The sequence below is a fragment of the Streptomyces profundus genome, assembly GCF_020740535.1.
In the GTDB taxonomy this organism is placed as follows: Bacteria; Actinomycetota; Actinomycetes; order Streptomycetales; family Streptomycetaceae; genus Streptomyces; species Streptomyces profundus.
Genome location: NZ_CP082362.1, coordinates 3,817,852 through 3,832,632, shown reverse-complemented (window position 1 = coordinate 3,832,632; position 14,781 = coordinate 3,817,852). Strand labels below are relative to the sequence as shown.

The 14,781-nt window shown below is 72.7% G+C and carries 15 protein-coding genes; 4 read left to right on the top strand and 11 right to left on the bottom strand.

Annotated features, from left to right (window positions below):
• Positions 1-15: 15 nt before the first annotated feature.
• Positions 16-1,626, bottom strand: coding sequence for a BACON domain-containing protein (locus tag K4G22_RS16915; RefSeq protein ID WP_228081078.1), 1,611 nt, complete (start codon positions 1,624-1,626; stop codon positions 16-18).
• A 139-nt stretch (positions 1,627-1,765) separates the two neighbouring features.
• On the opposite strand from K4G22_RS16915, the gene radA reads away from it, so the two are divergent.
• Both radA and disA read left to right on the top strand, forming a co-directional pair.
• Positions 1,766-3,163: a DNA repair protein RadA gene (gene radA / locus K4G22_RS16910; protein ID WP_228081077.1), complete on the top strand. Its 1,398-nt coding sequence runs from the start codon at positions 1,766-1,768 to the stop codon at positions 3,161-3,163.
• 45 nt (positions 3,164-3,208) lie between these two features.
• Positions 3,209-4,333 carry a DNA integrity scanning diadenylate cyclase DisA gene (gene disA / locus K4G22_RS16905; protein ID WP_228081076.1) on the top strand — a complete coding sequence of 375 codons (1,125 nt, stop codon included), beginning with the start codon at positions 3,209-3,211 and terminating at the stop codon, positions 4,331-4,333.
• A 213-nt stretch (positions 4,334-4,546) separates the two neighbouring features.
• Here the strand turns inward: disA and K4G22_RS16900 are convergent, their stop codons facing one another.
• Positions 4,547-5,347 carry a hypothetical protein gene (locus K4G22_RS16900; RefSeq protein WP_228081075.1) on the bottom strand — a complete coding sequence of 267 codons (801 nt, stop codon included), beginning with the start codon at positions 5,345-5,347 and terminating at the stop codon, positions 4,547-4,549.
• A gap of 133 nt (positions 5,348-5,480) precedes the next feature.
• On the opposite strand from K4G22_RS16900, the gene K4G22_RS16895 reads away from it, so the two are divergent.
• The gene (locus tag K4G22_RS16895; protein ID WP_228081073.1) at positions 5,481-6,413 is read left to right on the top strand and encodes an HhH-GPD family protein; all 933 of its coding nucleotides are present in this window, start codon (positions 5,481-5,483) and stop codon (positions 6,411-6,413) included.
• Here the strand turns inward: K4G22_RS16895 and K4G22_RS16890 are convergent.
• Positions 6,389-7,090 carry an NADPH-dependent F420 reductase gene (locus K4G22_RS16890; protein WP_228081071.1) on the bottom strand — a complete coding sequence of 234 codons (702 nt, stop codon included), beginning with the start codon at positions 7,088-7,090 and terminating at the stop codon, positions 6,389-6,391. The two genes, K4G22_RS16895 and K4G22_RS16890, sit on opposite strands and share 25 nt — an antisense overlap.
• Positions 7,091-7,206: 116 nt before the next feature.
• Here K4G22_RS16890 and K4G22_RS16885 point away from each other — a divergent pair, with 116 nt between their 5' ends.
• Positions 7,207-7,590 (top strand): winged helix-turn-helix transcriptional regulator, encoded by a 384-nt coding sequence (locus K4G22_RS16885; protein ID WP_228081069.1) that lies wholly within the window; start codon positions 7,207-7,209, stop codon positions 7,588-7,590.
• Between the two features lie 186 nt (positions 7,591-7,776).
• On the opposite strand, the gene K4G22_RS16880 is transcribed toward K4G22_RS16885, so the two are convergent.
• The 8 genes from K4G22_RS16880 to K4G22_RS16845 form a co-directional block, all read right to left on the bottom strand.
• Entirely contained in the window at positions 7,777-8,226 is a 450-nt protein-coding gene (locus K4G22_RS16880) for a GNAT family N-acetyltransferase (protein ID WP_228081067.1), read from the bottom strand.
• Positions 8,219-9,079: an alpha/beta hydrolase family protein gene (locus tag K4G22_RS16875; protein ID WP_228081065.1), complete on the bottom strand. Its 861-nt coding sequence runs from the start codon at positions 9,077-9,079 to the stop codon at positions 8,219-8,221. The genes K4G22_RS16880 and K4G22_RS16875 overlap by 8 nt, the downstream gene beginning before the upstream one ends.
• A 100-nt stretch (positions 9,080-9,179) precedes the next feature.
• Positions 9,180-9,764 carry a DNA-3-methyladenine glycosylase I gene (locus K4G22_RS16870; RefSeq protein ID WP_228081064.1) on the bottom strand — a complete coding sequence of 195 codons (585 nt, stop codon included), beginning with the start codon at positions 9,762-9,764 and terminating at the stop codon, positions 9,180-9,182.
• 51 nt (positions 9,765-9,815) lie between these two features.
• Positions 9,816-10,037: a hypothetical protein gene (locus K4G22_RS16865; protein WP_228081063.1), complete on the bottom strand. Its 222-nt coding sequence runs from the start codon at positions 10,035-10,037 to the stop codon at positions 9,816-9,818.
• 154 nt (positions 10,038-10,191) lie between these two features.
• Complete coding sequence (locus K4G22_RS16860; protein WP_228081062.1) at positions 10,192-12,714, bottom strand: ATP-dependent Clp protease ATP-binding subunit; 2,523 nt, start codon at positions 12,712-12,714, stop codon at positions 10,192-10,194.
• Positions 12,715-13,266: 552 nt separating this feature from the next.
• Positions 13,267-13,617: a histone-like nucleoid-structuring protein Lsr2 gene (locus K4G22_RS16855; RefSeq protein ID WP_228081061.1), complete on the bottom strand. Its 351-nt coding sequence runs from the start codon at positions 13,615-13,617 to the stop codon at positions 13,267-13,269.
• Between the two features lie 161 nt (positions 13,618-13,778).
• Positions 13,779-14,297 (bottom strand): amino-acid N-acetyltransferase, encoded by a 519-nt coding sequence (locus K4G22_RS16850; RefSeq protein WP_228081060.1) that lies wholly within the window; start codon positions 14,295-14,297, stop codon positions 13,779-13,781.
• A 10-nt stretch (positions 14,298-14,307) separates the two neighbouring features.
• The gene (locus tag K4G22_RS16845; protein ID WP_228081059.1) at positions 14,308-14,718 is read right to left on the bottom strand and encodes a BlaI/MecI/CopY family transcriptional regulator; all 411 of its coding nucleotides are present in this window, start codon (positions 14,716-14,718) and stop codon (positions 14,308-14,310) included.
• Positions 14,719-14,781 lie beyond the last annotated feature (63 nt).

Below are 14,781 nucleotides of genomic sequence, written 5' to 3'. Positions count from 1 at the left end.
GTTCGGGGGCGCCCGCTACTCGGGAGCCGGCGCCGGCTCCTCCGGGTCGGGCTCCTCCCCCGGCTGGCCGGGCTCCTCGGGGTCGGGATCGCCCGGATCCGGCGGCGGCTCCTCCCCGCCGGGCTCCTCGCCGACGCCTTCCACGGTGACGACCATGCCGCCCGGCGCGATGCTGATCCGCCCCTGCCAGGGCCCGGCCGGCTGCCGCGCCCGATCGACCAACACCTCGATCACCAGCGTCTCGCCTGGCCACAGCGTGCCCGACGAACGGCCGAGCAGCAGCCAGCCGACATCGCTCCGCGCCGTCCAACTCACCGGCGCGCCACCGGAGACCGTCAGCGTGAGCAGGGTGCCCGACTCCGTCGTCACCGCCTCGACCGCGAGCTGCCCCGGGGCGGCGGAGGCCGGCTCCTCGGCCTCGGGGGTGTCCGTGGCGGCGCCCTCGTCGGCGGACGCCTCGGCGTCCTCGCGCTCAGGCCGCGCCGCGTCGTCGCTCTCCGCCTCCCGCGCCGGCGGCGCCGAGCCCCGGCCCGCCCGCTCCCCCGCCGGCTGCCGACCGCCGTCGCCCGCCCGCTCGGCCGGCTCGTCGGGGACGCTGGCCGACATGCCTTCGAGCCCGGCCGCCTCCCCCGTCACCGGCGCGCCCCGATACGCCGCCCACAGGGCCAGCACCGGCGCCGCCAGCACCGTGGCCACCACCGTGCCCGTGACCGCGCGCCCGCGCAGCCGCTCCCGGCGCGCGACGCGGTCCTTCTCCGGCACGGGGAAGCCCAACCTGTCCCAGCGCGGGCTCGGTTGGGAACGCGCGCGGCGCACGGCGAGCCGCGCCGCGTGGACCAGCGGACGCGGCGCGCCCACCACCGCGAGCCTGGGCCCCGCCGGGGACGCCGTGCCCGGCCAGCCCAGGCCGGCCATGGCGCGCTGCGCCACCAGCCGGCAGGCCGGGCACTCGTCCACATGCCGCACCAACTCCCGCCTGAGCCGGGGCCCGAGCAGCATCCGCCGGTCGTCCCCCGAGAGCGTGGCGACGGCGGGGCAGGGCGCCGAGTCGACGGCGGCGAGCGCCGCCCTGGTGCGCTCCACCTCGCAGCGGGCGGTGGTCAGCAGCGCGTCCGCCGCGTCGTCGGCCAGCCGCAGCACCCGGGCGACCTCGCCAGCCGAGAGCCGATGCCGGGCCGCGAGCTCCAGCGCCTCCCGCTGCTCAGCCGTGGTACCGGCCGCCTCGGGCCAGGCCAGCTGCGCCAACTCCCGCCGCCGCTGGGCGTCCTCGCCGACGGCGCGCGGCCCTGGCGGGCCGCTCTCCTGGCGGCGCTCGCGCTGGAGCGCGAGCCGGCGCAGACAGCACCAGCGCGCCAGCGCGTAGAGCCAGGGGCGCGCGAGCTCGGGCGCCCCCGGGCGCCGGCCCCGCTCGTGCTGCCGCTCGGCCAGCGCCAACGCCTCCCCGAGCGCGGCGATGGCCGCGTCGTGCTCGCACATGATGGACAGGCAGTAGGTGAACAGCCCGTCGAGGCTGGCGTCGGCGTAGGCCGCGGGGCGCGCGGCGCGCCGGGAGACCTGACCACGTGCGGTGGCGTGCTGGGGGCTCCTCCTGGCCAGTGGGGAGGGCTGTGCGCGGCAGCTGGTCATCACCCGGTGACGGTAGGCGCCCGGCGGCCACCCGGCGGAGCGAGGCGCCCCAGGTTCCCCCCAACGGGTGACGATCGCGGCCCCTGGCGCGAGGTTGATGGTCCATGGGATGTCAGTGGGCGGCGGTAGCGTTCCGCCCATGGCTCGAAAAACAGACCGCCCGGCGTACCGCTGTAGCGAGTGTGGCTGGTCCACGGGGAAGTGGCTGGGCCGCTGCCCCGAGTGCCACGCCTGGGGCACGGTCGAGGAGGTCGGCGCCACGCCGGCGGTGCGCACGGTCCCGGCGGCCCGGGTGGCGTCGCCCGCGCTGCCGATCGGGCAGGTGGACGGCGCGGCCGTCGCCGCCCGTTCCACGGGCGTCCCCGAGCTGGATCGGGTGCTCGGCGGCGGGCTGGTGCCGGGCGCGGTGGTGCTGCTCGCCGGCGAGCCGGGCGTGGGCAAGTCCACGCTGCTGCTGGATGTGGCGGCCAAGGCCGCGTCGGGGTCGCACCGCACGCTCTACATCACGGGCGAGGAGTCGGCGGGCCAGGTCCGGATGCGGGCCGATCGGATCGGCGCGCTGGCGGACGATCTCTACCTCGCCGCCGAGACGGATCTGGCCTCCGTGCTCGGCCAGTTGGACGCGGTGAAGCCGTCCCTGCTGGTGCTGGACTCGGTGCAGACGGTCGCCTCCGGCGAGGTGGACGGCGCGCCGGGCGGGATGGCCCAGGTGCGGGAGGTCGCCGGTGCGCTGATCCGGGCTTCCAAGGAGCGCGGCATGTCCACGGTGCTGGTCGGCCACGTCACCAAGGACGGCGCGATCGCCGGGCCCCGGCTGCTGGAGCATCTGGTGGACGTGGTGCTGCACTTCGAGGGCGACCGACACGCCCGGCTGCGGCTGGTGCGCGGGGTGAAGAACCGCTACGGCGCCACGGACGAGGTGGGCTGCTTCGAGTTGCACGACGAGGGCATCACCTCGCTGGCCGACCCGTCCGGGCTCTTCCTCACCCGCCGGGACGAGCCCGTGCCGGGCACCTGCCTCACGGTCACCCTGGAAGGCCGCCGCCCGCTGGTCGCCGAGGTGCAGTCGCTGACGGTCGACAGCCAGATCCCGTCCCCCCGGCGCACCACATCGGGCCTTGAGACGTCCCGGGTGTCGATGATGCTGGCCGTCCTCGAACAGCGCGGCCAGATATCGGCGCTGGGCAAGAACGACATCTACACCGCCACGGTCGGCGGCGTCCGGCTCTCCGAGCCCGCGGCGGATCTGGCGGTCGCCCTGGCCCTGGCCAGCGCGGCCAGCGGCACGCCGCTCCCCCAGAACCTGGTCGCCATCGGCGAGGTCGGCCTGGCCGGCGAGGTGCGGCGGGTCACGGGCGTGCAGCGGCGGCTCGCCGAGGCGTCCCGCCTTGGCTTCGGCCACGCGCTGGTGCCGACCGACTCGGGCGAGGTGCCGGCCGGAATGCGGGTGCTTGAGGTGGCGAATATCGGGGAGGCGCTTCATGTGCTCCCGACCCATCGCGCGGAGTCCTCAGGGCGGTCGAGGGCACGCCGGTAGACTCAACGGCGCTAGAAGCGCGGTTTCGTCCCCCCGGAGGATTGCATGGCAGCCAGCGACCGGCCGGCGAGTCCCGGCAGGGCCGGGAGTGGCTCGGGAACGGACGGTCTGCTGCGCGCCGCGCTGAGCGCGGTCGCCCCGGGCACCCAGCTCCGTGACGGCCTGGAGCGGATCCTGCGGGGCAACACCGGCGGGCTGATCGTGCTGGGCGTCGACCGCACCGTCGAGTCGCTCTGCACGGGCGGCTTCGTGCTGGACGTCGAGTTCACCGCCACCCGGCTGCGCGAGCTGTGCAAGCTGGACGGCGCGGTCATCGTGGACCGCGACATCTCCCGCATCGTCCGGGCCGGCGTGCAGCTGGTGCCCGATCCCAGCATCCCGACGGAGGAGACGGGCACCCGGCACCGCACCGCCCAGCGGGTCTCCATCCAGACGGGGTACCCGGTGGTCTCCGTCAGCCAGTCGATGCGCCTGATCGCGCTCTATCTGGAGGGCCAGCGGCGTGTGTTGGAGGACTCGGGCGCCATCCTGTCCCGGGCCAACCAGGCGCTCGCCACGCTGGAGCGGTACAAGCTGCGGCTCGACGAGGTGGCGGGCACGCTCTCCGCGTTGGAGATCGAGGACCTGGTCACGGTGCGGGACGTCGCGGCGGTGGCGCAGCGGCTGGAGATGGTCCGCCGGATCGCCGTCGAGATCGCCGAGTACGTGGTGGAGTTGGGCACGGACGGGCGGCTGCTGTCGCTCCAGCTGGACGAGCTGATCGCCGGCGTGGAGCCCGAACGCCAGCTGATCGTGCGGGACTACCTCCCGGAGGCCGGCGGCAAGCGCTCCCGCAAGGTCGGCACCGCGCTCACCGAGCTGGACTCCCTCGGCCATGCCGAGCTGCTGGAACTGCCGCTGGTGGCTCGGGCGTTGGGGTACAGCGTCGCCCCCGAGTCGCTGGACACGGCCGTCTCCCCGCGCGGCTTCCGGCTGTTGGCGAAGATCCCCCGGCTGCCCGGCCTGGTCATCGACCGCCTGGTGGACCACTTCGGCGGCCTCCAGAAGCTGTTGGCCGCCAGCGTCGACGATCTCCAGGCGGTGGACGGCGTCGGCGAGACCAGGGCCCGCTCGGTCCGCGAGGGCCTCTCCCGACTGGCCGAGTCCTCCATCCTCGAACGCTACGTCTGAGCGGCGCGCCACCCGCGTCGCAGCTGTTGTCCCCGCACCACACCGGATCGCCCGCCGCCGCCGAGCCGTTGGTCACCGCGCGTGTCGACCTCCTGGAGCGCCATCACCGGGACGGCGGGTTCCTGGTGTCCGGGCAGACGGTGCCGACGACGGCGGGCGGCGTCGCCCCGGCACCGCCGGGAACCAGGTGCGGCCGGCCGCGCCGATGGGAGGCTAATCCGCTTCCAGCCGGAACGACGTCTGGACCACGGGGAAGCCGGCGAGCTCGGCCTCCGCGAGGTAGGTGCCGGGCTCGGCGGCCTGGCCCTGGCCCGCGTCGCAGTCGGCGACGGAGTGCCGCAGGTCCCAGATGACGGTGTGGTCGGCGGTGCCGCCCGCCGGCACGGCGGTCGGCAGGCTGCCGGCGGTGTCGGGGCACTCGGCGGACGAGAACACCTGGTCGTCCTGGTCGTCCGCCAGGGTCAGCGTCAACGCCTCGTGGCCGAGGTCGAGTCGGCAGGCACCATCGCCGCCGTTCTGCGCGGTCAGCCGCAGTTCGGGGCGCTGTCCCGGGTCGTAGGCGTTGGCGTCGCTGCGCAGCGAGAGGGTCACCGCGCCCGCTTCGCACGCCGGCAGACCGGAGGGATCGCCGCCCGCGTCGCCGTCGCCGTCCCCTTCGGTGCCGCCTGAGTCGCCGTCGGCACCGTTCCCCTCGCCGTCCCCCTCATCGCCGGGCTCGCCGTCGCCGTCGGGCTCGCCGTCGGAGTCGCCGCCACCGTCCGCGTCCTCGTCCTCGTCCCGGCCGCCGGGGCGTTCGTCGATCAGGGATTCGGAAGGGGTGGGACCCGGGGTGATCGACTCGGCGGGGCCCTTGCCGTCGTCCTGGCCGGCCGTGTTGCCGCTGTCCCCGCCGGTGGAGCGTATGGCCCAGAAGACAAGCAGCGCCACCACGGCGACCAGCAGCAGCACAACGCCCCTACGGCGCCAGTAGATGGCGGAGGGCAACGGGCCGACCGGAGTTCGCAGTGATCCCACGAGGGAACCTTACGAGACTTCGGACACACCCGAATGCCCGCCCTCGACTTGCGAGGACACCGTTACGTATCAACACGCGCGAAGCACCGTCCGCTTTGTGCCGTGCCCCGGCCATGCCAGGATCGCCCTTGCCATGACTGCGACGACTGCGACTGAGACAGCGCCGGGCGAAGCGGCTCCGGAAACGGACCCCCTGGCCCTCCACACGCCGGTGATCGAGTGGTTCCACCACAACGCCCGTGACCTGCCCTGGCGACGGCCCGAGGCCGGCGCCTGGGGCGTCATGGTCAGCGAGTTCATGCTTCAGCAGACCCCCGTCAGCCGCGTGCTGCCGGTCTACGAGGAGTGGCTGAAACGCTGGCCACGCCCCGCCGACCTGGCCGCGGAGGCGGCGGGCGAGGCGGTGCGCGCCTGGGGCCGGCTCGGCTACCCGAGACGGGCCCTGCGCCTCCACGGTGCCGCCGCCGCCATAGCGGAACGGCACGGCGGCGAGGTCCCGACCGACCACCACCAGCTGCTGGCGCTGCCGGGCGTCGGCGAGTACACGGCGGCGGCCGTGGCCTCGTTCGCGTACCAGCAACGGCACGCGGTGCTGGACACCAATGTGCGACGGGTCTTCGCCCGCGCCGTCACCGGAACCGAGTACCCGCCCAACGCCACCACCGCCGCCGAGCGCAAGCTGGCCCGGATGCTGCTGCCCAACGAGGCGTCCACGGCGGCCCGTTGGGCGGCGGCCACCATGGAGCTCGGCGCGCTGCTCTGCACCGCGCGCTCCCCCGAGTGCGGCCGGTGCCCCATCGCTGAGCTGTGCGCCTGGCGGGGCGCCGGATCCCCGAAGCACCAGGGCGCGCCCCGCCGGGGCCAGACCTATGTGGGCACCGACCGGCAGGTGCGCGGCAAGCTGCTGGCGGTGCTCCGCGACGCGGCGACCCCGGTGCCCCGCGCGGTGCTCGACCGCGTCTGGCACGATCCGGAGCAGCGGGCCAGAGCGCTGGGCGGCCTGGTCAGCGACGGCCTCGCCGAGCGCCTTCCCGACGGCCGCTACCGGCTGCCGGGCACGGACTGATCCCCAGCGGCCCCAGGAGCCGCGGGTGGGCCGGAGGCGTGGCTCAGCGGCGGAAGCATCGCCCTGGCGTCCTCGTCCGCGCCCACCCACAGGCCGATCACCAGCGCGGCCGTCGCCTCCAACAACCCGGCCCTGGCCAGGCTCCCGCCGGCCAGGGGGACACAGCCGAGATCGCGGACCAGCCGGCCGGCCGTCTCCAACGCCTCCGGATCGTCCCCGCACAGCGGGACAGCGAGCGGGACCCCGTCGAAGACCGGCGGGGTCATCCGCCAGACGTCCTCGTGGCAGAGGTTGAAGCCCTTCACCACCCTGGCCCCAGGCGCCGCCCGCGCGACGCGGGCGGCCATCGACGGGCCCCCGTCCGAGGCCAGCACGAAGCCGGGCGCCACCTCGTTGACGCAGTCGATCAGGGGCCGCCCCGCCAGCGCTCCCTCGCCAGCGCCGGCAGCGGCCAACACGTCGAGCGCGCCCTCGGCGCGGACAGCCAGCAGCACCACCTCGCCGAACGCCGCGGCCTCGGCGAAGTCGCCGGCCCGCGCCGCCGGCCCCAGCCGGGCGGCCAGCGCCGCCGTCCGCCCCCGGTCGCGCCCGCTCACCAGCAGCCGATGCCCGGCCCGCGCCCACTGGCTCCCCAGCGCCTCTGCCATCCGGCCGGCGCCCAACACACCGATGTCCACGGTTCGATCGAGCTCCTTGTTTCGGTTCGGGACCAACTCTCGGCGAGACTAGGCAGGCCGATGGGCACCTCGTGGTAACCGTCGCGGTGGCACCCTGGGATCGAGGGAGGGGCCCGATGCCCGACTTCATGGCGGACTGCCCGGCCAGGCTGGCGTTCGACCTGCTGGGAAACACCTGGAGCGGGGTGGTGGTCTGGGCGCTGCGCGAGGGGCCGCGCCGCCCCGCCGAGCTGCGACGGCGGATCGGCGGCATCAGCGGCAAGGTGCTGCACGAGACGCTGCGCCGGTTGGAACGCGACGGGTTGGTGGCCCACGAGCGGTTCGCCGAGGCGCCGCCCCGGGTCGACTACCGGCTGACGTCGTTGGGGCGCGGCCTGCTGCCCGCGCTGGACGCGGTCGGCGACTGGGCCCACCGGCACGGCCCCGAGGTGCTCGCCGCCCAGGACGCGGCGGAGGCCCAACCCGGGGCCGGGGGCGACGCACCGGCATCGCCGTGCTGAGCGGCGCGGACAGGGGATCACGCCACCTCGGCGGCAGCCTCGATCGCGGCGCCGGCGATGTCCACGCCCACGCCTCGGACCCGGCCGACCCGCCAGGAGGGGCCCGTGGCCCGGGGCCTCCGGCGGACTCGCCGACGGCCCACGCGGCCGTGCCGCTGCCGGCCTGAGCGCCCAGGGACGCGCGCCTCAGCCGGGCGGGTCGGCGGCGGCCAGAGGCCAGTTCACCACCGTGCACGGCCCCTCGAAGCTGCCACCGGCCGAGCGGTAGGTCGCCAGGGCCGGCTCGTTGTCCGTGTCGACCGCCACCCACATCCCGTGGCAGCCCCGCTCGCGCGCCAGCTCGGCCAGCGCCTCCACCAGGCCGCGCCCCACGCCGCGCCGCCGGTGGGAGGGCGCCACGCCCAGTTCGTGGAGGAACATCTCGGTGCCCTTGTCCGGGTGCGTCATCTCGACGCCCGTGACCATCCCGACCGGCCCCTCGGCGCCCTCGGCGTACGCCAGCAGCAGATGGTGCCCGGGGGAGGCGAGAAAGCGCTCCGCCCAGGCGGGCCTGGGCCGCTCGTCGTAGAGCGGACCGGCGGACAGCACCTCGTCCACCGTGCGGGCCGTGCCGATCCACCAGCCGTGCTCAGCCATGCGGGGGCTCCTCTCCGGCCGCCAGCAGGGGGGCGAAGAAGGCCGTGAGGGCCTCTCCCACCACGCGGGCGGCCGGCAGCGGCGGCGCGGGCTCGACGCCGGGGCGCTCGGCCAGCGGATGCGCCAGCTCCGGCACCCGGAGCAGCCGCACCGCCGCCGGCCGGGCGTGGTGGGCACGCAGCGCCGACACCAGCTCGGCGGCGTCCCGGCGCAGCGCCGGGTAGTCGAGCTCGCCGCTGACCACCAGCAGCGGCGCCCCGCCCGCTCCGGCGGTGATATCCCCCGCCCTGGCCACGAAGTCCAGCCGGTCGGCGGCCTCCTCGGCGGCTGGCCTGACGGGCTGACGCCGGCCCGTGGCGCTCTCCACCAGGTCGACCACGGAACGGGCCCTGATCCCCGCGTTGATCACGGCCGCCGCCCGCACCGGCACGTCGCCGGCGGCCAGCACGTTGAGCGCGACCGCGCCGCCGAGGGAGCCGCCCACCACCGAGATCGGTCCCTCGTCCAGCGGCAGCCGGGAGCGCAGCGCCGCGAGGGCGCCCCCGAACTCCTCGGTGGCCTGGTCGACCACCGGAGCCAGATAGCCGAGCACCGTGTTGTCCCTGGTGCGGGCGATGGCCGCCGACATCCCCTCGGCCGGCTCCCTGGCCCCGCACCAGGGCATCCCCAGATGCACCCGCCAGGCCGGCAGCTCGACCAGCGGCAGCGCGGCGGCGAACGCGGCGTCCGTGCGGGGCGCGTCCATCATGTGCCAGGTGACCAGCAGCGGAGCGGCGGCCGGCGCCGGGACGGCCGGCGGCAGCGCCGTGAACGGCACGCCGGCCGCCGTGCCGCTGACGGGACTCGCGCTCATCCGGCCCACAGCTGCCCCCCTCTTCCTTCCCCCGGGCACCGACTCTAGGGCAGGGCCGTCCCCCGGACGGGGCGTCTTAGCCGAGGGCAGAGCGCGCCGCTCAGCCCCGCCTGGCGTGGCAGCCGGCCAGGTGGTCGTCCACCAGGCCGCACGCCTGCATCAGCGCATAGGCCGTGGTGGGGCCGACGAACCGGATGCCGCGCCGCTTCAGCTCCTTGGCCAGGGCGATCGACTCCGGCGTGGTGGCCGGTATGTCCGCCGTGCTGTGGGGGACGGGCCTGCCGGCCGGATCGGGGGCGAACGACCAGATCAGCTCCGTCAGCTCGCCTTCTGCCCACTCGGCGATCACCGCGGCGTTCGCCAGCGTGGCCCGGACCTTGAGGCGGTTGCGGATGATCCCCGGATCGGCGAGGAGCCTGGCCTCGTCGGCCTCGGTGAAGCGGGCGACCTCGGCGATCGCGAAGCCGGCGAAGACGGCCCGGAAGCCCTCGCGGCGGCGCAGGATCGTCAGCCAGGACAGGCCCGACTGGAACGCCTCCAGGGACAGCCGCTCGAACAGCGCGTCATCGCCGCGCACCGGGCGGCCCCACTCCTCGTCGTGATAGACCCGGTAGTCCTCGGGGGCCACGCCCCAGGGGCAGCGGGACACCCCGTCCGGGCCGGTGACGGCCTGCTTGTCTTCCATGCCGGCAGTCTGCCGCAGACCACTGACAGTCGGGCTCGGCCCCGAGCCGGCTCAGGGCACCTCGCGCAGATAGAGCGCCCCGCAGCTGTGGCAGAACGGCTCGGGGGTGCGGCCCCAGTCCTCCTCGGAGAGGGCTCTGGCGTCGGGGCGCAGCTCACGGCCGCACATGGCGCTCCGCTCCCCGTCCCGCACCATGTGCCAGGTCTTCACCGGCCAGGGCTGGGCCTGCTCCCCCTCCGTCTCCTGGTACTCGGCGCGCATCTCGTGCCGCATGGCCCCACACCTCCGCAAGCTCGCTCGGCGTCGCTGCTTCCATCGTGGGTGCCTTCCGCCGGGACGGCGAGCCGACGGGGCGAGCGGACGCGCGGGCGCCCCATGACCCGAAGGGGTCACGGGGCGCCCGCGCGTGTTCCGAGAGCGGTCCTGATCAGTCCTTGGAGAGCTTGGGACCGCCCTTGGCCGCCTGCTCCACCGGCGGGGCGTCCGGCAGCGAGGACTTCTCCTCACCCCGGAAGGTGAACTTCTTGTCCTTGCCCTCGCCCTCCGTGCCCACCACCACGATGTGACCGGGGCGCAGCTCGCCGAAGAGGATCTTCTCCGAGAGCACGTCCTCGATGTCGCGCTGGATGGTGCGCCGCAGCGGGCGGGCGCCCAGCACCGGGTCGTAGCCGCGCTTGGCCAGGTGCTCCTTGGCGTCCGTGCTCAGCTCGATCGCCATGTCGCGGTCCTTCAGGCGCTCGTCCACCTGGGCGATCATCAGATCGACGATCTTGATGATGTCGTCCTTGGTGAGCTGGTGGAAGACCACCGTGTCGTCGACACGGTTCAGGAACTCCGGGCGGAAGTGCTGCTTCAGCTCGTCGTTGACCTTGGCCTTCATCCGCTCGTACCCGGTGGCGACGTCGCCGGCCACCGCGAACCCGAGGTTGAAGCCCTTGGAGATGTCCCGGGTACCGAGGTTGGTGGTCATGATGATGACGGTGTTCTTGAAGTCCACCACCCGGCCCTGGGAGTCGGTCAGCCGACCGTCCTCCAGGATCTGCAACAGCGAGTTGAAGATGTCCGGGTGGGCCTTCTCGACCTCGTCGAAGAGGACCACGGAGAACGGCTTGCGGCGCACCTTCTCGGTGAGCTGGCCGCCCTCCTCGTACCCCACGTATCCGGGCGGGGAGCCGAAGAGCCGGGAGACGGTGTGCTTCTCGCCGAACTCCGACATGTCGAGGGAGATCAGCGCGTCCTCGTCGCCGAAGAGGAACTCCGCGAGCGTCTTGGACAGCTCCGTCTTACCCACGCCGGACGGGCCGGCGAAGATGAACGAGCCACCGGGACGCTTGGGGTCCTTCAGGCCCGCCCTGGTGCGGCGGATGGCCTGGGAGAGGGCCTTGATCGCGTCCTGCTGGCCGATGACGCGCTTGTGCAGCTCGTCCTCCATGCGCAGCAGTCGCGAGGACTCCTCCTCGGTGAGCTTGAAGACCGGGATGCCCGTGGAGGCGGCCAGAACCTCGGCGATGAGGTCCTCGTCCACCTCGGCGACGACGTCCATGTCGCCGGACTTCCACTCCTTCTCGCGCTGCGCCTTGCCGGTCAGCAGCTGCTTCTCGTTGTCACGCAACGAGGCGGCCTTCTCGAAGTCCTGCGAGTCGATCGCGGACTCCTTCTCCCGGCGCACGTTCGCGATCTTCTCGTCGAACTCGCGCAGGTCCGGCGGGGCCGTCATCCGGCGGATGCGCATCCGCGAGCCGGCCTCGTCGATCAGGTCGATCGCCTTGTCGGGCAGGAAGCGGTCCGAGATGTAGCGGTCGGCCAGCTGGGCCGCCGCGACCAGGGCCGAGTCCGTGATGGAGACGCGGTGGTGCGCCTCGTAGCGGTCCCGCAGGCCCTTGAGGATCTCGATGGTGTGCGGCAGCGAGGGCTCCGCGACCTGGATCGGCTGGAAGCGGCGTTCGAGCGCGGCGTCCTTCTCCAGGTACTTGCGGTACTCGTCCAGCGTGGTGGCACCGATGGTCTGCAACTCGCCGCGGGCCAGCATCGGCTTGAGGATGCTGGCGGCGTCGATGGCGCCCTCGGCGGCGCCGGCGCCGACCAGGGTGTGCAGCTCGTCGATGAACAGGATGATGTCGCCCCGGGTGCGGATCTCCTTGAGCACCTTCTTCAGGCGCTCCTCGAAGTCACCGCGGTACCGGGAGCCGGCGACCAGGGCGCCGAGGTCCAGGGTGTAGAGGTGCTTGTCCTTGAGCGTCTCGGGCACCTCGCCCTTGACGATCGCCTGGGCCAGGCCCTCGACGACGGCCGTCTTGCCGACGCCGGGCTCGCCGATCAGCACCGGGTTGTTCTTGGTGCGGCGGGACAGCACCTGCATGACCCGCTCGATCTCCTTCTCGCGCCCGATCACCGGGTCGAGCTTGGTCTCCCGAGCGGCCTGGGTGAGGTTCCGGCCGAACTGGTCGAGCACCAGGGAGGTGGAGGGCGTGCCCTCGGCCGGGGCTCCGGCGGTGGCCGCCTCCTTGCCGCCCGAGTAGCCGGAGAGCAGCTGGATCACCTGCTGCCGCACCCGGTTGAGGTCGGCGCCGAGCTTCACCAGGACCTGGGCGGCGACGCCCTCGCCCTCGCGGATCAGGCCGAGCAGGATGTGCTCGGTGCCGATGTAGTTGTGGCCGAGCTGGAGTGCCTCGCGGAGCGAAAGCTCCAGCACCTTCTTGGCCCGGGGGGTGAAGGGGATGTGCCCGGACGGAGCCTGCTGGCCCTGCCCGATGATCTCCTCCACCTGCTGGCGGACCGCCTCAAGCGAGATCCCGAGGCTCTCCAGGGCCTTAGCGGCGACACCCTCACCCTCGTGGATCAGGCCCAGAAGGATGTGCTCGGTGCCGATGTAGTTGTGGTTGAGCATCCGGGCTTCTTCCTGAGCCAGGACGACAACCCGCCGCGCGCGGTCGGTGAACCTCTCGAACATCGTTAATCGCTCCTCAGAGCGGTCAGGCAGTAAAGGGGTCGGTCCCCTCCCTGTCCTTCCGCAGCTTAGTCCCGCAACGGGGGACCGCTCATTCCGACTGTGGCTCCTGTCCCCGGCTCCGTGCCCCGAACAGGCGACAACAGCTCCAACCCGATAGTGCGAGACGATGTTCCCGCAGGCCAAGGGATGGCGCCCCGGATGACTACGCCGTCGGCGAACGCCCCCGGGAATACCAGCCACGAACCCACAACCACCGCCCCCTCATCCATTAGGGACTTCCTACCCCCCAAGGCTGACACTCCATGCGGGACTGGTCCCGAACATCCGCTACAGGCGAACGCGAACACCCTGAGCGGCGGCATGTCGACGAGCCGTGACCGGCCGGCGCCTGGCCGGCCGCCGGCGGTCGGGAGGGGTCACCGGGGGGTGGGGAGAGGGGTCGGGGACATGCCTCGGGGGGCCGCCCGGAAAGCACGACCCCCCGTACAGGGACCCTCACCCGGGCCGTGGCGAACCACGGCCGACTGAAAGGCCGTTCGATAGCGACGCGACTCAGACGCCGGCCTTCTCGTACGCCTCGCGGATGTTCGCGGGAACGCGGCCCCTGTCATTGACGTCGTATCCGTTCTCCTTCGCCCAAGCGCGGATTTTCGCGGTGTCCTGGGTGGCGCCACCCGCGGTCGCGCCCGCCACGGCCGCCCGACCGCGGCCCCGAGCGGTGCGGCCACTGCCGGCACGCCGACCAGCCTTCACATAGGGCTCAAGCGCATCGCGCAACTTGTCGGCGTTTTCGGAGTTGAGGTCGATCTCGTAAGTCTTGCCGTCGAGGGCGAACGTAACTGTCTCGTCAGCCTCGCCACCGCTGAGGTCATCGAGGAGAAGGACCTGAACCTTCTGTGCCACCGGGCTACTCCTCTTTCATAGTTCCGAATACCATTAGGGGTACTGCGCAAGTAATCAAACCGTCATTGCCGGAAAAACACAAACCCCGGGTCAAGATTACTGGGGGCACCCCTTAAGACGAGGTGGGACGATTCGGACATAACCGCCGCTCGTCACATGATTCAGAGATGCAACAGCATGCGGCTGTTACCCAAAGTGTTGGGCTTCACCCGTTCCAGTCCCAGGAACTCGGCGACGCCCTCGTCATAGGAACGCAGCAGCTCACTGTAGACATCGCCGTCCACCGGCGCGTCACCGATCTCGACGAACCCGTGGCGGGCGAAGAACTCGACTTCGAAGGTCAGGCAGAAAATGCGACGGACCCCGAGCCAGCGGGCGGTCCCGAGCAACTTCTCCAGCACCCGGTGGCCCACACCCTGCCCCTTGAGGCGCGGATCGACCGCGAGAGTACGCACCTCGGCCAGATCCTCCCACATCACGTGCAGGGCTCCGCAGGCGACCACTTCCGCGTCCTCGTCGCGCTCGGCCACCCAGAACTCCTGAATGTCCTCGTAAAGGGTGACCGTTGCCTTGTCGAGCAGGATGCGCTGGCGCGAGTAGGCGTCGATCAGCCGGCGCACGGTTGCGACGTCCGTAGTCCTGGCACGGCGGACAGTGACTTCCGTTGGGGTTTCCGACACAGCGGCGAGGTTATCGCTGGGGAGGTTGGTCTTCCTCTTCGGGGGCGGTCACGCGAACTCCCGCGACATCCACGACCCGGAGGGCGCCGCGCAATGCGGCGGTCTGCTCGGGGGACATCATGCCGAAGAAAGCGACGAGAGCGGCGGCCGGGTTGTCACTCTCTGACCACGCGTCATTCATCAAAGCCGCCGAGTACGCAGCGCGAGTGGAGATCGCCTCATAGCGATAGGCACGCCCCTCCTGCTCGCGGCGCACCCAGCCCTTCTGATGCAGGTTGTCCAGAACCGTCATCACAGTCGTATAGGCGATCGAACGGTCCTGCCGCAGATCCTCGAGAACTTCCCGCACCGTGACCGGGCGGTTCCACTCCCACACGCGGGTCATCACCGCGTCTTCCAAGTCTCCCAATGGGCGAGGCACAGGAAGAACAATAGTCCCGACAGGATAAAACGGACGTTTCCTTCAGGCCGATCGGGGGCGTCC